We start from the raw sequence: 16,268 nt of genomic DNA, 5'->3' as shown, positions 1-16,268 counted from the left end.
CTTATTTTTTTAGTCGCTCAGGCAACTTAAATTCCCCTTTACGACGTGATATTTCACGTACATTCGGCGAGTTCAAAGGCCCTTTAACCTCATAATTAACTTGAGTAAACACCTCAACGACCGGTGAAATAACCGTAGTGATCGCTAACACATATAAGGCGGTAACTGGAGTAACGGCAAACGCTGTCATCACAGGGATCCCAGAGGTAAGATCAGGAACAAAGTTCACTTGTGCATCCACCATCTGGGTATTGAGATCCGCCATACCGCGGATAGTCATCTCACCAGCAATCGCATCCATTTTAATATTATTGGTCACAAAAATACCTTGCTCGATATCTCCACTACCCGTTATACGGCTGAACGCCATCCCTTTGTCAAAAATATCGCTAAAATCGAGCTGCATTTTACGAATGATCGAATCGAGACTGAATAATCCAAGCAGATTCGCCGCCCCACTGACATTAGAAATAACCCCTTTACCTAATTCCGTTTCTACCGAACCCCGTAAGGTATTAATGCGCATCGACCATGGCGCACCGTCCCATTCGCTATGACTTTTCAGCGAAAAGGGGGCTCGTTGTATCCCTGAGGTGATCCCAAAACGTTCCATAAGATCACTGTTATTCTCGCCTTGCATATCGATATTCATCAGGGTATGACTGTGATCTTCAGTTAGTGTCCACTCACCACTAATATTGATTTGATTGGTACCGCTGACAATATCAATTTTTTTCCAAGCTAAAGTATCGCCCTGACGCTGAAAGTCCATACTCAGCTTACCGACGCTGTATCCTTGTAGCCAAAAATCATCAATCACGAGAGTGAGATTCGGCATTAACTGATGAAAACGGCGATCAAACTCGGAGATCAGTGGCGCATCTTGCTTTTCTCTATCAATCAACAGACTGTGACCTTGATGTTGATCGAGCTGTGGAAGATAGAGGTGGAGACGTTGTAAAGCCACCGTCAGATCATAAGGTTGAATATAACTGGCTTGGCCTTGCACCTCTTGGCTATTGACCGTTACTGACCATCCAAGATTTTTTTGGCGTGCACTGAAGGCAACATCATGCCACTCTAAACCAGCGAAAGTGAGCTCTTGGACATCAACGTCGACTCGCTCAGGAATCGGCAGACTTGGTGTTTGCAACTCAGCTAACACACTAACCGCTTGGCTATCCGGTTGCTGATCAAGAATATCCAGCCATTGATCAAGATTAAATCTCTCACTGCGAATCTGAACATCATGTCCGGCGACAGGGCTCATTTTAAAACTGCCTTGCCCCAGCAACAAATAGCTTGCCGTTAAGTGTGGCACTGGCTGAGTAATATCAATCTCAGTTTGGTACTTCGCATCAGGCAGTTGTAAACGAGCGGACACCGTTTTCTGGTTACCTGAGGCTTGCAAACGTGCTGTGCCTTGACGGTTGGCAGGTTTACCCAAAGGATATGGATAGTCACTCGCGATAGACTGTAAATTAGCCTGTGCATCGATTTGATAAGTAAAGCCAACATCATTGAGCTGAATATTGACCCCCATTTGCCAAGGCGCATGACCAGTGACCGGCGCTATCCAGTGCTCACCGACATAAGGCGCTAACGGCAAGATATCCCAGTCACCGACTAAATCGATTCCGACATGATAACCTTGCGCGGCACTCTCACCTTTAAAATCAAAGGAAATCGGTTGTGTGAGCAGCTCGCCGGTTAGCCCTGCGGCCGAGACCTGATCATTATCAAAATGAATTCGTCCCGATACACCATTTAACGTCATTGGTGGCGTGTTGATCTCAACCTGATTATTCATCAAATCGGCCCACCCCCACGCTCGAACATCATGACCATGCGCAAAAGGAATCGCTAATTGGAACTGAGAATTGACCAGCCCACGTACGTCAATCGCGGTTAATGCAGCGCCAACGGAATCGACTAATGGGCTTGCGGTCATATAATCTCGCACTGCATTACCTTGAGCTTTCACTGTGGCACTGAGTTCTAACCAACCATCTTCAGACAAGTGAGCAATTTGTCCAACAATCCGCTCCGCCTCGACATCCATTAATGTCGCTGACCGAGAATCAAGGTACATGGATTCATTTTCAAACAGTAGATCAAGCTGTAGATCGGTGATCGCTGGCCAGGCGGTATCAAAGCTGAATTTCGCGTTTTTTAAACCGACCCAAGCTTGGAAAATACCGTTGTTATCCTGATAAGGAAACGCGGCTAGTTCGCCATACCAAAGTAATTTAGCGGTATCAACGTTACCGCCCTGAATCGATGTCGATAAGTAATCGGTAAGAGACTGGCCCAGTGCTCTCGTAGGTAAATAACGCCACGTTTCGCCCGCATTGTAGAGATCGGCTTCGGCATAAAAAGATAAGAAGGGCTCTCCTTGCGCCGGAAAATCAAGCCGAAATGCACCTAATACTTGAAGATCATCGGTCGCAGCGCTTACCTTATCGGCCCATAAACGCCAACCGTTTTCATCACGCTGCCACACCAGATCAACCGCGCCTTGACGCAGAGACAGCGGCGCTTGAAACACATCACCATAAGGCAGAGTTTCATCAGTCAAGCTCGCATGTATCACGGCGCTCTCTGCCGTCCCTCGGATAGTAGCTTGCAGATGCTCGATCCCGGGCAACAAATCCCACTGCTTAATCCCGCCTTGATTCACTCGAACAGAATACTGGATATCATCGTCTTGATTCACTGACAGTCGCACATCATCCAACAAACCATGGGGTTCTAAATGTGCAAGCCAGCTTTGCGCTGTTTGTGAATTTGGTATCAGTCTGACCAATGGCGTTAAGGTGGGTAGTGCCAGTTGAGAGACATTCAATCGCCAACCTTGTGGCTGCCAATCTAAAGCGAAATCCAATTCCGGCCATGGATTATCATCGGTTCGCAATTTGAGTGAGTGAGCGCTAACTTGCCAACCATTTTCTGTTGGAAAGAGTTGAACAATCCCCGACTCTAGCAGTAACTCATGCCGTTCCGTATCATGCCACGCGAGCTCTGAAGGTTTGAGTTCAACATAACCATCAATAGGCTGATTATGCTGCAACGTGACCCAAGCATTAAAACTGATCAAACCACGCTCAATTCCCGTGGCATCAGCCAAATAACGCGTTAACCACGGACGGACTCGCAGTTTATCGGCACTGATATAAAATTGCCCCGAAACATCACGCAATGAACCATGATCTTTAAAGTGAGCACTAACTTTTAATGAGTTAATTTCGCTATCGGCTAAACTGATGATCCCTTCCGCGATGTGTTGGCGTCCACGATTCTTCCAATGCAGTTTTTCGACATCTAATTGACGAAAGTCGCCCGCCATCGTTTGATAAAGAATGGTCGAATCTTGGATAGAAAAATCATCGAGCTGACGTAGGAATAAATCGTCTAAGCGCTGTAGAATTCGTCCTTGATCACCCGTTTGGTTTGATGGCTCATCCGATGCTTGGTTGATTGCCAACCAATCAACAGAACGAACATCGAGATTTAATTGATGAATAACGAGATTGGCCACCACAGGCGATCGCTGTCTGAAGCTTTCTAATAAATCAAACTCGACATCAATCCGTGCGGTTTCAAGTTGTATTTGACTGCCATCAGGCAGGTTCGCCTGAACCCCTTGCAGAGCAAGCGAAGGATGGGTATTACGCCAAAAGCCACGCACATCGGCAATGGTAATTTGAATTTGGGTTTGTTCACCAACCCACTGTTGAATCTCGTCTTTAAAACGATTCATTTCTGGTAAGACGATACGTAAAGTGGTGATGACCAAGGCCAGCACCACCAACAGACTTACCAGTAACCACAACACTATCCGCCTAAGGCGAGTTAATATCGAAAGCACTCACAATCCTACTTACATCATGACAACATCAAATTGCTCTTGTACATACAAAGGTTCCGCTTGAATACGAACTTGCTTACCAATAAACACCTCTAATTCCGCAAGTGAGTGAGACTCATCCCCTTGCAAGGTATCCGCGACGGCCGGTGAGGCATACACGACAAATTTATCGGCGTCATAAGCACGATTCACTCGGGTAATTTCACGTAAAATTTCAAAACAGACCGTCTCAACGGTTTTTACGCTGCCACGCCCTTCACAAGTTGGACAAGTCGAACACAGAACATGTTCAATACTTTCGCGAGTTCGTTTACGGGTCATTTCCACTAAGCCTAATTGAGTAAAACCATTGATATTGGTTTTTACTCGATCTTTGCTTAACGCCGCTTCAAGAGAGGCCAATACACGCTTACGATGGTCATCTGAAATCATATCGATAAAATCAATGATGATGATCCCGCCAAGATTACGCAGTCGAAGCTGGCGCGCAATGGCTTGAGTCGCTTCAACATTGGTATTAAAAATCGTTTCTTCGAGATTTCGACGCCCAACAAAAGCCCCAGTATTGATGTCCACGGTGGTCATCGCCTCAGTTTGATCAATGATCAAGTAGCCACCCGATTTGAGCTCAACTTTTCGTTCTAACGAACGCTGAATCTCATTCTCGGTGTCATACATATCAAAAATCGGCTTATCGCCTTCATACAAGCTTAATTTATCGGTCAGTTCAGGGACGTATTCAGAGGTAAATTCAAGCAAATTATCGAATTCTGTTCGCGAATCGACCAAAATCTTGGTTAACTCAGTACCAACAAAATCACGCAAAATTCGTTGCGCTAGGCCCAGCTCACCATACAACGTGGTACGCGTTTTGTATTTCGCACGCCGCTCCATGATTTTGGTCCATAGCCGTTTTAAAAACGCAGCATCTTGTGCTAACTCTTTTTCATTCGCCCCTTCGGCTGCGGTACGAATAATAAAGCCGCCATGTTCATCACAATATTGACCGACGACACTTTTTAAACGATTTCGCTCTCGCTCACTTTCAATGCGTTGCGAAACACCGACATGAATGGCACCCGGCATATAAACCAAATAACGAGAAGGAAGCGTGATATCCGTGGTTAAGCGAGCGCCTTTGGTGCCTAATGGATCTTTCACCACTTGCACCACAATATCTTGCCCTTGACGCACGAGCTCAGAAATGTCGCGCACCTTAAACTGTTGCTTCTCGTTTTCAGCAACGCATTCCGTGTGGGGCACAATATCAGAGGCGTGCAAAAATGCCGCTTTATCTAAACCAATATCAACAAACGCCGCCTGCATACCGGGTAAGACACGACTGACTTTACCTTTATAAATATTTCCGACAATACCCCGTTTGGCTTCGCGTTCTATGTGGATCTCTTGCAGTACTCCACCTTCAATCATCGCTACCCGAGTTTCACTTGGGGTAACGTTTAACAACAACTCCGCACTCATGAGCGCACCTCAATGATGTAAGTTATAAAAATTCGTGCAAGAGCTGGTCCGTTTCATAAAGAGGCAAGCCGACCACGGCGTAATAACTGCCTTCTATTCGAGTGACAAAGCGTCCCCCTAATCCTTGAATGGCATAACTGCCCGCTTTATCGCAAGGCTCACCCGTTTGCCAATAATGCTCAATCTCTGGTTCAGATAATGCTTTAAACCACACCTCGGTAGTGACCAGTATCGAGCGCTGGCGATCAGCACTGACCACCGTTACCGCGGTCATCACTTGATGGTTAGTATTAGAGAGCTGTAACAGCATGCGTCGAGCATCAGCAAAATCTTGCGGTTTTTCCAGCACTTGTTCATTCAAGACAACAATCGTATCCGACCCGAGTACAACCGCGTCTGAGTTAGCCATCGCCAACCCTGCGCGTGCTTTATCCTCAGAGAGACGTAACACATAATCTTGGGCAGATTCTTCTGTTTGACGCTGTTCTTGCACATTAGGCACGACAATATCAAAATCGTATCCCAACTGAGCCAATAGCTCACGTCGCCTCGGAGAACCTGAGGCGAGCAGTAATTTTTTATGGTTCATTTTATATTCCAATGGCGACGAATACGGCGCAGTAATAAAAACATCCATGGCCAAAGTATACAGCTAATCACGCCACTCCAGAGTGACAAAGGGTTAAAAGTGACATCTTGTATTAAAAACTCACCACAAAAAATCAGTACCTCTAACCCCATCGCTAATAAAGCAATCACAATCGCTTGCTGCCAGAGTGCCATATTACGCAGTAATAAAAAGTTAACCGCAACAAGGTAAATCACGATGGACATCATCATGCCACGAATGCCGAGTGTGGAGCCGAGTAAAAGATCCCACAACAAGCCCATGATAAATGCAGTACCGACATTAACCCGATGAGGTAAGGCCATTACCCAATAGCAGATCACTAACAGCAACCAAGAAGGACGCAGTAGATCTAATGTCCCCGGCCAAGGGATCGTTTGTACAATTAGCGCTAATAAAAATGAGCCCCAAATCACTAAGCGGCTTGACCAATCATTGCGAGCCATGTCGTGCCTCCTTAAGCATATGTTGAGGCGTGGCTTGTAATACCTTTTGCTGCCGATCTTCATTCGGCCAAATCAACAGCAAATAGCGCAAACGGGTAAAATCAACTACCGGAGTGGCTTTGATCACGGCAAATTCACGTCGAGTATCTTTATCCACTTCAGCAATATAAGCCACCGGATAACCTTCTGGGTAAATCCCTCCCAATCCAGACGTCACTAACATATCTCCTACGTTCATATCCGTACTGGTGGCAATGTGCTCAAGTTGAATCTCATCCGTTTGTCCATTACCGGAAGCAATCACACGAATATCGTTACGAATATTTTGCACGGGTATGGCGCTATTAGGGTCGATTAATAGTAGAACTCGGCTATTATGTGCGGCGACAAACGTCACCTGACCGACAATCCCTTTTTCATTAATGACCGGTTGACCTTCATAAACGCCATCCACTCGACCTTTATCGATCACGACTTGATGACGATAAGGTGAGGTATCGACCCCCATCACCTCAGCAACCACTTTTTTCTCATCACGGACAAAAGACGACCCAAGTAACTTACGCAGACGTTGGTTCTCTTCACGATATTGATCCAACAAAATGAGATCACTTTTCAAGATCAATACTTCACGTTTTAAACCATGATTACTCTCCATCAGTTGCTGACGAGAGCTGAATCGATCATAGAAACCATCAAACATACTGCGCGGTAAATCAGCAGCGTATTGAATCGGCGCCACAGCACTGTTTAAGAGAAAACGGACCTGAGAGAAGGCATCTAAACGACTGTCAGCTAGCATTAAGCTGGCTGAAGCGATCACGGCGAAAAAGAGACGTTGCTGTAAAGAGGGTCCTCGACCAAATATAGGCTTCATGTTAAATAATCCCAAATGTTGATTCAGGCATCAGGCGACACCTGTACCCAAACAACTTGGCGTTGCAGTAAGGCGACAGGTAGACAAACCCCAACGCATAGGTAAACACTATGTGTTGGGGTCTACTAACTTAGCCAATACCACTAACGCTGCAAGCAGATAGGGCATTATTCGCCATTACTCGTCACTGAACAGATCGCCGCCGTGCATATCAATCATTTCTAATGCTTTACCGCCACCACGAGCAACACAGGTCAACGGATCATCAGCGATCACCACAGGAATACCCGTCTCTTCGGTCAATAAACGATCGAGCTCTTTCAGTAGTGCGCCACCACCGGTCAGTACCATGCCATTCTCAGAGATATCTGAAGCCAGCTCTGGCGGACACTGCTCTAAAGCGACCATTACTGCAGAAACAATTCCACTTAGCGGCTCTTGTAGGGCTTCGAGAATTTCATTGGAATTAAGGGTAAAACTCCGCGGAACCCCTTCCGCTAAGTTTCGACCACGCACTTCAATTTCAAGCACTTGATCGCCAGGATAGGCAGAACCAATTTCATGTTTGATTCTTTCTGCGGTTGCTTCACCAATCAAACTGCCGTAATTACGACGCACATAATTAATGATCGCTTCATCAAAACGGTCACCACCGATACGCACGGAAGATGAATAAACAACGCCGTTTAGCGAGATAACCGCCACTTCGGTAGTACCACCACCGATATCGATCACCATTGAACCGGTTGGCTCAGAAACACGAAGACCAGCACCGATCGCCGCCGCCATTGGCTCATCAATCAAATAGACTTCACGAGCACCAGCGCCAAGCGCTGATTCACGAATCGCGCGGCGCTCAACTTGAGTCGACCCACAAGGCACACAAACCAAAACGCGAGGGCTTGGTTTTAATACGCTGTTGTCATGCACTTGACGAATAAAATGCTGTAGCATTTTCTCGGTTACATAAAAATCAGCAATTACGCCATCTTTCATTGGACGAATGGCAGAGATATTACCCGGCGTACGGCCAAGCATTTGTTTAGCCGCATGGCCGACAGCAGCCACAGTTTTACCACCGCGCCCTTTATCTTGGCGGATGGCAACAACAGAAGGTTCATTAAGGACAATCCCTTGACCTTTTACATAAATAAGCGTGTTGGCAGTACCTAAATCTATTGATAGGTCATTGGAAAACATGCCACGAAGTTTCTTAAACATAATCTTCGTTCGTCCTGCAAGGTGAATAAAATGAAAATTGCACTAAATGTACCAATGCCTTGCAATCACAGCAAGGCGTTGATCCATAAACATGAAGGAAAACCCATAATTTCTGACCATTCCCTAACTTAAGCATCGATCTGAGCGACAATAAGTCGCTTAATTGGTCTCACGCCACCAAATAACTCGGTCATTGCCTCGATATAAGCCAAATTGAACTTGCCCTTGTGTGGAATCTTTAAAGTAATATTGCCAAGGCTGATCTTCTAAGGTTTTTTCATCGTCAGGTTCAGCTAGCCACATCAGGTTGTGCGTATTAAGGTTCAACATAGTATCAATTACACCACGCACACCAGCACCGGGGGCACTAAAGCGGACAATACGTTTACCTTGGGCAAAATTGCCAGCAGTATGCTCAGCTAATACTTGCGGCGGAACAGCACTGTCCCCAGTCACTACCATATAATCGTCCGATTGCAATATAAAACCAGTAATCGCAGGCAATGCAGTACAATTATCTTCAGTGGTACGAACAAAACCATTACTGGTGTAGCGCTCTACATAGATCGGTTGCTCTAAGCCTTGCGTTTCTGGACCAAACACATCTTCAATGGTTAAGCGTCCCCAATACAGTGGCATGGTTTGGTCGATATTTTCAAAGGTATATTCCAAACAGGAGGTGAAATAATCCGCTTGATAACAGACTCCATCACTATCTCTTAGATCATTAACTGACAAGTGTAAGTTAAAGTCTGCATTGAACGGAGGCATAGGATCTATCGGTTTTTGATAGCTAAGCTGCTCACCATTAAGGGTCACCCCACTGGTTGATGCTGATTGACGCGTCACTGGTTCTGTCAATTCGTTAGTAAAATCGATCGGGAAGTCATTATCATCAACAACGTGATGATAAGCTCTCTCTGCCCATTGGTTGTTATAACGCCACCAATCGCCAATTAAATAATTAAGCGTATCAGAACCACTACCTGATTTGGGCTGTAAATAGAGACCAGGATTGTTGGCATAAGCAAACGGCTGGCCTAGGTAGGTAAAAGCCTTTTCATCGCTGTTACAAGCTGCGGCTAATGAGACCGTCATCGGTGAGACGTCAAAATAAGCCGGGATAAAGCGGCCTATTGGGCCGGAAGGCACAACGTCTATCTCTAACCCTTCCTCCACTAAATTGATAGATGATGGTTCGGATGCTTCGGATGCTTCGGTTAGCCAATAGTCAGTTGGCGGTTTCATAGAAAACTCAAACACGCCAACTTCATTAATATTACGCCAAATAGTTGTAGTATCACCCAGTAGATGGTCGTAGCTAGGATTATTAAGTTGACCATCTCGACCGCCTAGTTCAATTTTTGCTGGAGCAACAACGTTATTGGTCAGCTCTAAACCTTGGTACTCAAAGTTACTTATTGGTAAATGATCATTATTGGATGAATAAGCAATAGGAGAGATGGTTAACTTAAAGTCTTCACCAGCACGTGCAAATATTGGGCAGTTAATATGGTCATTATCACATAATTCATCTTTACCATCGTAATTCTCAGCACGTACAATTAAAGCTTTAGGTACACGAATAAAATTAGCTTTTCCCTCTAAAAGCAAATCTTGCTCATCGCCACTGCCATTAAAACGAGCATGGAAAGCTAAGCTCCCTGCTTCGCGATAGGTAAGTTGAAATTCGGCTTGACCATTTTGATCAAAATACAGGCTATGATATTTCAGAGCTTCTCTATTATTGCTAATCGGTGAACCATTCACGACAACATTCATTGCTAAAAACCCTGGTCCTCCTGAAGGGGTATTATATTTACTCCACAATGCGACCTCTTTAGATACATCACCAAAACTGGGGATACATTGTTCAGGGTTATCTCCTTTACTTAATGCAGTGATAGTTCCAGTGACTAATTGATTGGCATAAGCATGGGGGACATCGATAATGAAACCGCTATCAGAAAAAACTAATGAACAGTTTTGTGCTGAATAGGCACCGCCACCACGACTGCACAAATTAGTAGTGTATGGTTTCCTAGACGGCGTGGAACTTTGTACGCCTACAATCACACTTCCTGGAGTATTGCGCCTTAACTTTAGATTGGCTATGCCATTAGCAAAGTTAATCTGTTTCCCACCTTCCCATCCCCCACTAGCAGAAGGAGATGCATTGGGCGTTAAATTAACACTGACTGGCTGCTGGTAAAGCTCACTACAGTTACTATTAGCACACGCTCGAATTTGCACATCAGCAGCATCGCAAGTTAACCCATTGGACGCTGGTAAAGTAAAACGGAAATGATCAACCTGCTCACCAACCTCACGGGATTTTAAAGCACAAACTCGGAAATTATCGATTTCATGATGATTGACTGAACCACCAGTTGAAGCTGTGATCGACAAGAACAAATCTTCAGGCGTCTCCATGTTGTTTATAGCAGTTAAGTGTTCTCGATAAATTAATGTTTCTGGTTCTAATATCGAGTTGTATTTTCTTTCCACTTTCAACGTAACATTACTAGGATTCCTGGAATCAATGGTAATTAAATATTTATGCTTTGGACCTTCGCCATCAAAAGCTGTTTGAGTACATCTCCCCAAGAAATTTCTAGTACAATACGCTCTTACATCTATTGGAGGGCTTAAGTTAGCTTGTGTGCCTGCTAGATAAAGGTAATTACTCGCCTGAGAACCTCTTACAGCAACAGATTGAGAGCGAAAACCTACACCACCATTACGCCCTTCATTAAAATTAGAAAAATTACCATACTCATCAATACCAATCCCGAGCCAACCACCAGCAAAGCCCGGTTTATTTACTGGAACTGACATTTCTATTAGAGGAGCATAACCCAATGACCCACCATATCCTCCTGTTTTGGGAGTAACAGATGCATCGGAAAAAATAATTGCCATACCATCGCCACCAACCCCTAACATATTAGCCCAAGCATAATGTTCAAATTCAACTTGAACTATGTTTCCCGCGGCAGGAAAAATGCGTTGATAAGTGACTGCTGTCGCTTGTTCTCTAACAGCCTCGGTAAGCCGCAAGCGATTACCGACTATTTTAGGAGTAAAGTCACCACTACTTTTAAACGTAACCCAATTTTGAGTTAAATCTGAGTGATTAAAATTATCATTAAAACACTTCAGAGCAGGCGTGATACCACAAGCATTATCAGGTACTGTTCTATACTGACAAACTCCAGTAACAGTGCTGCCTCCATTTACATTAACCGTACCCCAATCAGGTCGTCCTGCAGTAACATTTCCCAATATATAAGATTTATTATTTAAAGTTACTTGGTTATTAGTACTAGTAATATCTCCTGTTACAAAACTGTTGTCCGTAATAATATTACCATTAGCAGAAAGATCACCAACAACATTAGTTTCGGTAATAACAATACCATTATTTGATGTCGTAACATCTCCTTTTAATTCAGAATTCGTGACTTTTATATCTCCGTTAGCAGTTAAACTACCGACTATATCAGAGTCTAATACTGTTATAGCATTATGCGGGGTTGTGATATTTCCAGACACATTTGCTCTAGTCACCATAATATTACCATTAGCGGTTAAACTGCCCGTAATGGTGGAGTCGGTAACCGTCAAAGAGTTATTTGGTGTTTCAATACTTCCACTGACAGACGAGTTATCAATTATAATATTGCCATTCGCAAATACCGCACCTTGAACACTGGTGTTTTCAAGTGTAGTGCCATGCTTACTGGAGCGAACATCGCCACCCACACTTCCTCCTTGAACGACAATCGCTCCTCCTGTGGTAATTGAGCCTTGTACATTGACATTGTTGAACGTGACTGGAGTATTAGTAGCTTGATAGCTGCCAAAAAGATGATTGTTACTCCCTTGCCAACTTGTTGCACCATAAGAAGAAACCAAATCCACAACCGCCGTGGGCGACCCAATCGTATTGCCGCCTGCTAGACTAAAACCAGCATCCGCTGATAAGATCGCTTGTGAAGTAGCCGTGATGTTATCTCCAGAGGAGAGGGAGACCGAGCCATTAGCGCAGTGATAAGTACGTATGCCACCTGAGACACTTTGCAGCCAATTGTTGCTGCTACACGTGGGTAAATCTGCACTGGTAGCGCCTGAGGAAAGCAGATAATCTCTTGCAACGGAAGAAAAGGAAGCCAGTAAAACCAGCAAAGCAAATACAATTCTACTCATCACCCCTCACCCCCACTTGAATTGTCCGTTGCCATGACCAGCCGCCACTGCTGCATTGTCCGTCGCTGGTAATTTGCAGTACCGTTTGCTGATTATCTAACACACCGATATATTCACAGCTGATTTGCGCCTTACATTGCGCTAAGCCATCACCATTAAACTCAATGTTACGTGCAACAGGGGAATAATCTGGTGTTGAAAGCTGAGCATTTGACTGAGCAACGCGGCAGCTACTTTGTGCATTATCTTGATAATAGCGGCTAATCGCGATTTCTGCTGCCGAACGGGCGGCCATTTCGGCGCGAGTGCCCATCACCATAGACACCAACTGCTGACTATTACGCTGTTGATTACGATTAGCGACCGCGGCGACAAAGCCGACCACGACGATGATAAAAATAACGATCACCAAGCCGCTGCCTTGCTGGCTACGGCGTGTTGTAGATAAGCGCATCATGATCAAACCTCACCTCTTCACCGCGATCAGCAAAGGTTAACTCAATTTTAATTAGGCCATTACGTTGTAAACTAGGAGTATCAACCACAAAGTTAGCCCTACTAATATTCTCAGCCATCAAGACGCCAGAGCCTAATTGAGCTGGCGCTAATTGACTGCGAGTTAATGGATAGTCTTGATAGCGATAGATTCGTTGTTCACTACTGATGTAACAATAGGCCACTGGATCACGATACAGATACACCCGTCGTGCTGGCGATTGCAGAGAAAATAAGGTTTCACGTGTTAATGTCACCTCAATTTCCGCTCTGTTTTCAGTAGTGATTAATACGTTATTCGCTAACTGAGCAACTTGTCTTGGCGGGGCAGGATCGCTTAACGACTGGCGTAGCGGCTGTGCTTGGGTTGGAAACACCACCAGTCGATCCCCTTGCAGTAGATTCTGTTTTTTGAGAGGTAAAAACTTCAGTTGTTCCGTATTATTAGCCAATTGACTATAAATGCCGCTATTAATGATCGGCAAAAACTCAATGCAGTTATTCTCGACGATGACACTATTGGGCACCGCCTCACGAATTTCTCGGCTCAAGCGCTCAGTAATAAATCGTCCTTGCTGAATTAACGCTTCACGAGACGAACTGGTCGCCGCGATCCCCATCGCTTGACCGGCGATATTGCCCAAAAACAGGCCAACAATGCCGAGTAAAATAATCGCAATCACCATTTCCATTAAGGTAAAACCACGCGCCATCAGTAGTTCCCCTTAATGGCGGCAAACGGGTAGCGATTGCCTTGTGAATAAATAATCACCACCTCGATGCGTTTATAATGGCTGAGCTGATTAGCATTAACGCCAGTAAACTGACCGCTATTATCCTGCTCATAAAAGACATTAATGGTAACAGTAAAATTACGATAACTGCTATCAAGTGTTTGACCAAGCACATCTTGAATCGGTCTTGGTGTAGTGATGATAAAATCATCCACATCGTTATACAGCGTTCGGTCGCTTTCTCCAGCCGCACTGTCAGGCCCAAGTGAGGTAGGAACTGTGCACTGCGCGCGGCCAGTAGTAGCGACTAACACGCACTCCGGCAAACCGCCATTGGGGCCTGAATTGTGATCAAACTGACGCCCCAAAATTTCATCCAATACCGCTCTGCCCAGCTCAGCGGCTTTGACCGCAATCACCTGCTCGGCGCTCTGCTGCGAGCGCGGATAAAGCGCCGCTGCCAAGCCAGTAATGGCAATCGCGGTGATGGTGATGACAATGATCATTTCTACTAGGGTAAAACCACGCGTTCGATTAATTGACTTAACAGGCATAAATATAGCCCTCAGTATTAATACACACTTGGCGCTGATCGCTTGCACTGGAAATGGTTACGGTACAGGGTGAAGCGCTGCATTGAGCCGCGCGACCAAGGGAGTCAAAATCAAGATAACCGTGAGGTGGAGAAAAGCTTAACAACACACCACTCGGAGCTTCCACCCAAGAGACATCGTTATCAACAGCAGCAAAAATGCTGCTGCAACTTCCAGCTTCAGCCTGTGGTGATATTTGACCAGCTTGGTTAGCAATTACTAACCAGCGATTACAATAACCCGTGCGCTGCATCGCGCGGTTTTGGATTAAACGCAGTGAGGCAAGAATTTCTTGTTGCGTGGTGAGCGCCGCGACCGAACTGGTGCCCGAATAACGACTGGCCGCATAGGCAGACAGAATACCGAGCAAGAGAATAACCACGATCAGCTCGACTAAGGTAAAGCCCAATGTTCGACTGAGTGATGGACGCATCGTTGTCTCACTGGTTGGGGTATGAAATGAAAAACAAACCAAATGACGTGTAGATAAAAGGCCGTTAAGCAGCTTAATTACTGCTTAACGAACTGCTTAATTTAAATTCTAATTAATTACATTTATTAACTGTAATTGTAGGTTCGGAGAAAGATACCGCTGGAGTAACTGCATAAACAACTGAGCAGCTAGTTTCAGTACCTACATTGCCTGACTTAAAAGTATATGCAATTGAGTTACCAGTAGAGGTTGAAGCTGAAACAACACCCCAATCACCATTTGAACCTAACCCAGTAACAACTCGCCCAATACCTGTTTCGCTGGCGGCAGGATAGCCCCAAACTACATCCACATCACCAGTGCCTAAAATGGTCACTTTTGCTGAAGATACAGACTCTTGTCCATCAATGGCAGCACGACCATAAACTATCCCTGCCGCCCCTTGCATTGCACCTTTTAGGCCTTGTAGCGAAGCGTCACGCGCATCACCTTGTAAGTTTAAAAATCGTGGAGCTGCCGTTACGGCGAGGATGCCCAAAATTACGATCACCACCACCAATTCAATTAGGGTAAAACCGCCTTGTTTTTTCATTATGACTCTCTCTCTATTCTTGATTTAATTAACAATTCATGATCGGGTTAATTTAAGGTCACCGTCACTCGTCCGGTAGTAATTTCATACACAAATTGGTGTGCGGTTTTTCCCTCTTGCTGGACATAAACGCACTGCCACTCTGCACTATTCGCTCGCGCGAGATAACGCAAATTATTACTTTCCCCCGCCTGAGACGCGCTGGCCACTGGCGGTGGGTTTTGTAATAAATTTTCCATCAAATCGACACAGATTTGATCGGTTAAGCCGGAAGGAAAGCTGCCGTTATTATTGACCGCGATCGGGTAACCATCTCGAAACCCAGTTGCATTACCGCTGCTGTCTTGGGCACGCGTGAGCCAAAACTGCACGCCATCGTAATCAATACTGTTTTGATTTTGCTCACCGGAGGCGACACTCGGTCGCGATTTGGCTTCCCATTGCGCTCTGGCAGATAACACCCCAGTCGCAAAGCCACCGGCAACGCCTTCAATACTGGCTTTTTTCGCTTCATCAGTCACATCAAGAAATTTCGGTAATGCCGCGACGGCTAATAGGCCAATGATCACAATGACAATCACTAACTCAACCAGAGAGAATCCCTGCTCTGATGGTTGCGTTATATGCTGCCGATGATACAAATTAGGCATCGTCGTGAAAGGGGTAATTTGCATCGATGACCTCTGTAAT

The 16,268-nt window shown here is 45.2% G+C and carries 13 protein-coding genes; all 13 read right to left on the bottom strand.

The window, feature by feature from the left end; translation table 11 throughout:
* Position 1 precedes the first annotated feature (1 nt).
* Positions 2-3,868 (bottom strand): YhdP family protein, encoded by a 3,867-nt coding sequence (locus tag FKN88_RS06275; protein WP_154169270.1) that lies wholly within the window; start codon positions 3,866-3,868, stop codon positions 2-4.
* A gap of 12 nt (positions 3,869-3,880) precedes the next feature.
* On the bottom strand, positions 3,881-5,350 hold the full coding sequence (rng, locus tag FKN88_RS06270) for a ribonuclease G (protein ID WP_154169272.1): 1,470 nt from the start codon (positions 5,348-5,350) through the stop codon (positions 3,881-3,883).
* Between the two features lie 22 nt (positions 5,351-5,372).
* Positions 5,373-5,939 carry a nucleoside triphosphate pyrophosphatase gene (locus FKN88_RS06265; protein ID WP_154169274.1) on the bottom strand — a complete coding sequence of 189 codons (567 nt, stop codon included), beginning with the start codon at positions 5,937-5,939 and terminating at the stop codon, positions 5,373-5,375.
* Complete coding sequence (gene mreD, locus FKN88_RS06260; protein WP_040904712.1) at positions 5,936-6,424, bottom strand: rod shape-determining protein MreD; 489 nt, start codon at positions 6,422-6,424, stop codon at positions 5,936-5,938. The genes FKN88_RS06265 and mreD overlap by 4 nt, the downstream gene beginning before the upstream one ends.
* A complete protein-coding gene (gene mreC / locus FKN88_RS06255) occupies positions 6,411-7,301 on the bottom strand; it encodes a rod shape-determining protein MreC (protein WP_004396096.1) in 891 nt (296 codons plus the stop codon). The genes mreD and mreC overlap by 14 nt, the downstream gene beginning before the upstream one ends.
* Positions 7,302-7,478: 177 nt before the next feature.
* Positions 7,479-8,522, bottom strand: a complete 1,044-nt coding sequence (locus FKN88_RS06250) for a rod shape-determining protein (protein ID WP_004396098.1) — start codon at positions 8,520-8,522, stop codon at positions 7,479-7,481.
* Positions 8,523-8,681: 159 nt separating this feature from the next.
* Positions 8,682-12,731, bottom strand: a complete 4,050-nt coding sequence (locus tag FKN88_RS06245; RefSeq protein WP_154169276.1) for a DUF6701 domain-containing protein — start codon at positions 12,729-12,731, stop codon at positions 8,682-8,684.
* Positions 12,724-13,185 (bottom strand): MSHA biogenesis protein MshP, encoded by a 462-nt coding sequence (locus FKN88_RS06240; protein ID WP_154170705.1) that lies wholly within the window; start codon positions 13,183-13,185, stop codon positions 12,724-12,726. The genes FKN88_RS06245 and FKN88_RS06240 overlap by 8 nt, the downstream gene beginning before the upstream one ends.
* Positions 13,160-13,939, bottom strand: coding sequence for a PilW family protein (locus FKN88_RS06235; protein ID WP_306687365.1), 780 nt, complete (start codon positions 13,937-13,939; stop codon positions 13,160-13,162). The genes FKN88_RS06240 and FKN88_RS06235 overlap by 26 nt, the downstream gene beginning before the upstream one ends.
* Entirely contained in the window at positions 13,939-14,514 is a 576-nt protein-coding gene (locus FKN88_RS06230) for a prepilin-type N-terminal cleavage/methylation domain-containing protein (protein WP_154169278.1), read from the bottom strand. Before FKN88_RS06230 ends, FKN88_RS06235 begins: the two co-directional genes overlap by 1 nt.
* Positions 14,504-14,986 (bottom strand): prepilin-type N-terminal cleavage/methylation domain-containing protein, encoded by a 483-nt coding sequence (locus FKN88_RS06225; protein ID WP_154169280.1) that lies wholly within the window; start codon positions 14,984-14,986, stop codon positions 14,504-14,506. Before FKN88_RS06225 ends, FKN88_RS06230 begins: the two co-directional genes overlap by 11 nt.
* Before the next feature lie 112 nt (positions 14,987-15,098).
* Positions 15,099-15,578: a type II secretion system protein gene (locus tag FKN88_RS06220; RefSeq protein ID WP_154169282.1), complete on the bottom strand. Its 480-nt coding sequence runs from the start codon at positions 15,576-15,578 to the stop codon at positions 15,099-15,101.
* 47 nt (positions 15,579-15,625) lie between these two features.
* Positions 15,626-16,228 carry a prepilin-type N-terminal cleavage/methylation domain-containing protein gene (locus FKN88_RS06215; RefSeq protein ID WP_170904760.1) on the bottom strand — a complete coding sequence of 201 codons (603 nt, stop codon included), beginning with the start codon at positions 16,226-16,228 and terminating at the stop codon, positions 15,626-15,628.
* Positions 16,229-16,268: the final 40 nt, after the last annotated feature.

The organism is Vibrio sp. 2017_1457_13, assembly GCF_030851525.1.
Taxonomy (GTDB): domain Bacteria; phylum Pseudomonadota; class Gammaproteobacteria; order Enterobacterales; family Vibrionaceae; genus Vibrio; species Vibrio metschnikovii.
This window is presented reverse-complemented; position numbering and strand designations above follow the sequence as displayed.

Bases quoted from the DNA above. Each gene is read 5' to 3' on its own strand.
- FKN88_RS06230 (WP_154169278.1), bottom strand. From the start codon at position 14,514: ATGCCTGTTAAGTCAATTAATCGAACGCGTGGTTTTACCCTAGTAGAA.
- mreD (WP_040904712.1), bottom strand. From the start codon at position 6,424: ATGGCTCGCAATGATTGGTCAAGCCGCTTAGTGATTTGGGGCTCATTT.
- rng (WP_154169272.1), bottom strand. From the start codon at position 5,350: ATGAGTGCGGAGTTGTTGTTAAACGTTACCCCAAGTGAAACTCGGGTA.
- FKN88_RS06240 (WP_154170705.1), bottom strand. From the start codon at position 13,185: ATGCGCTTATCTACAACACGCCGTAGCCAGCAAGGCAGCGGCTTGGTG.
- FKN88_RS06225 (WP_154169280.1), bottom strand. From the start codon at position 14,986: ATGCGTCCATCACTCAGTCGAACATTGGGCTTTACCTTAGTCGAGCTG.
- FKN88_RS06235 (WP_306687365.1), bottom strand. From the start codon at position 13,939: ATGGCGCGTGGTTTTACCTTAATGGAAATGGTGATTGCGATTATTTTA.
- FKN88_RS06250 (WP_004396098.1), bottom strand. From the start codon at position 8,522: ATGTTTAAGAAACTTCGTGGCATGTTTTCCAATGACCTATCAATAGAT.
- FKN88_RS06245 (WP_154169276.1), bottom strand. From the start codon at position 12,731: ATGAGTAGAATTGTATTTGCTTTGCTGGTTTTACTGGCTTCCTTTTCT.
- mreC (WP_004396096.1), bottom strand. From the start codon at position 7,301: ATGAAGCCTATATTTGGTCGAGGACCCTCTTTACAGCAACGTCTCTTT.
- FKN88_RS06215 (WP_170904760.1), bottom strand. From the start codon at position 16,228: ATGCCTAATTTGTATCATCGGCAGCATATAACGCAACCATCAGAGCAG.
- FKN88_RS06265 (WP_154169274.1), bottom strand. From the start codon at position 5,939: ATGAACCATAAAAAATTACTGCTCGCCTCAGGTTCTCCGAGGCGACGT.
- FKN88_RS06220 (WP_154169282.1), bottom strand. From the start codon at position 15,578: ATGAAAAAACAAGGCGGTTTTACCCTAATTGAATTGGTGGTGGTGATC.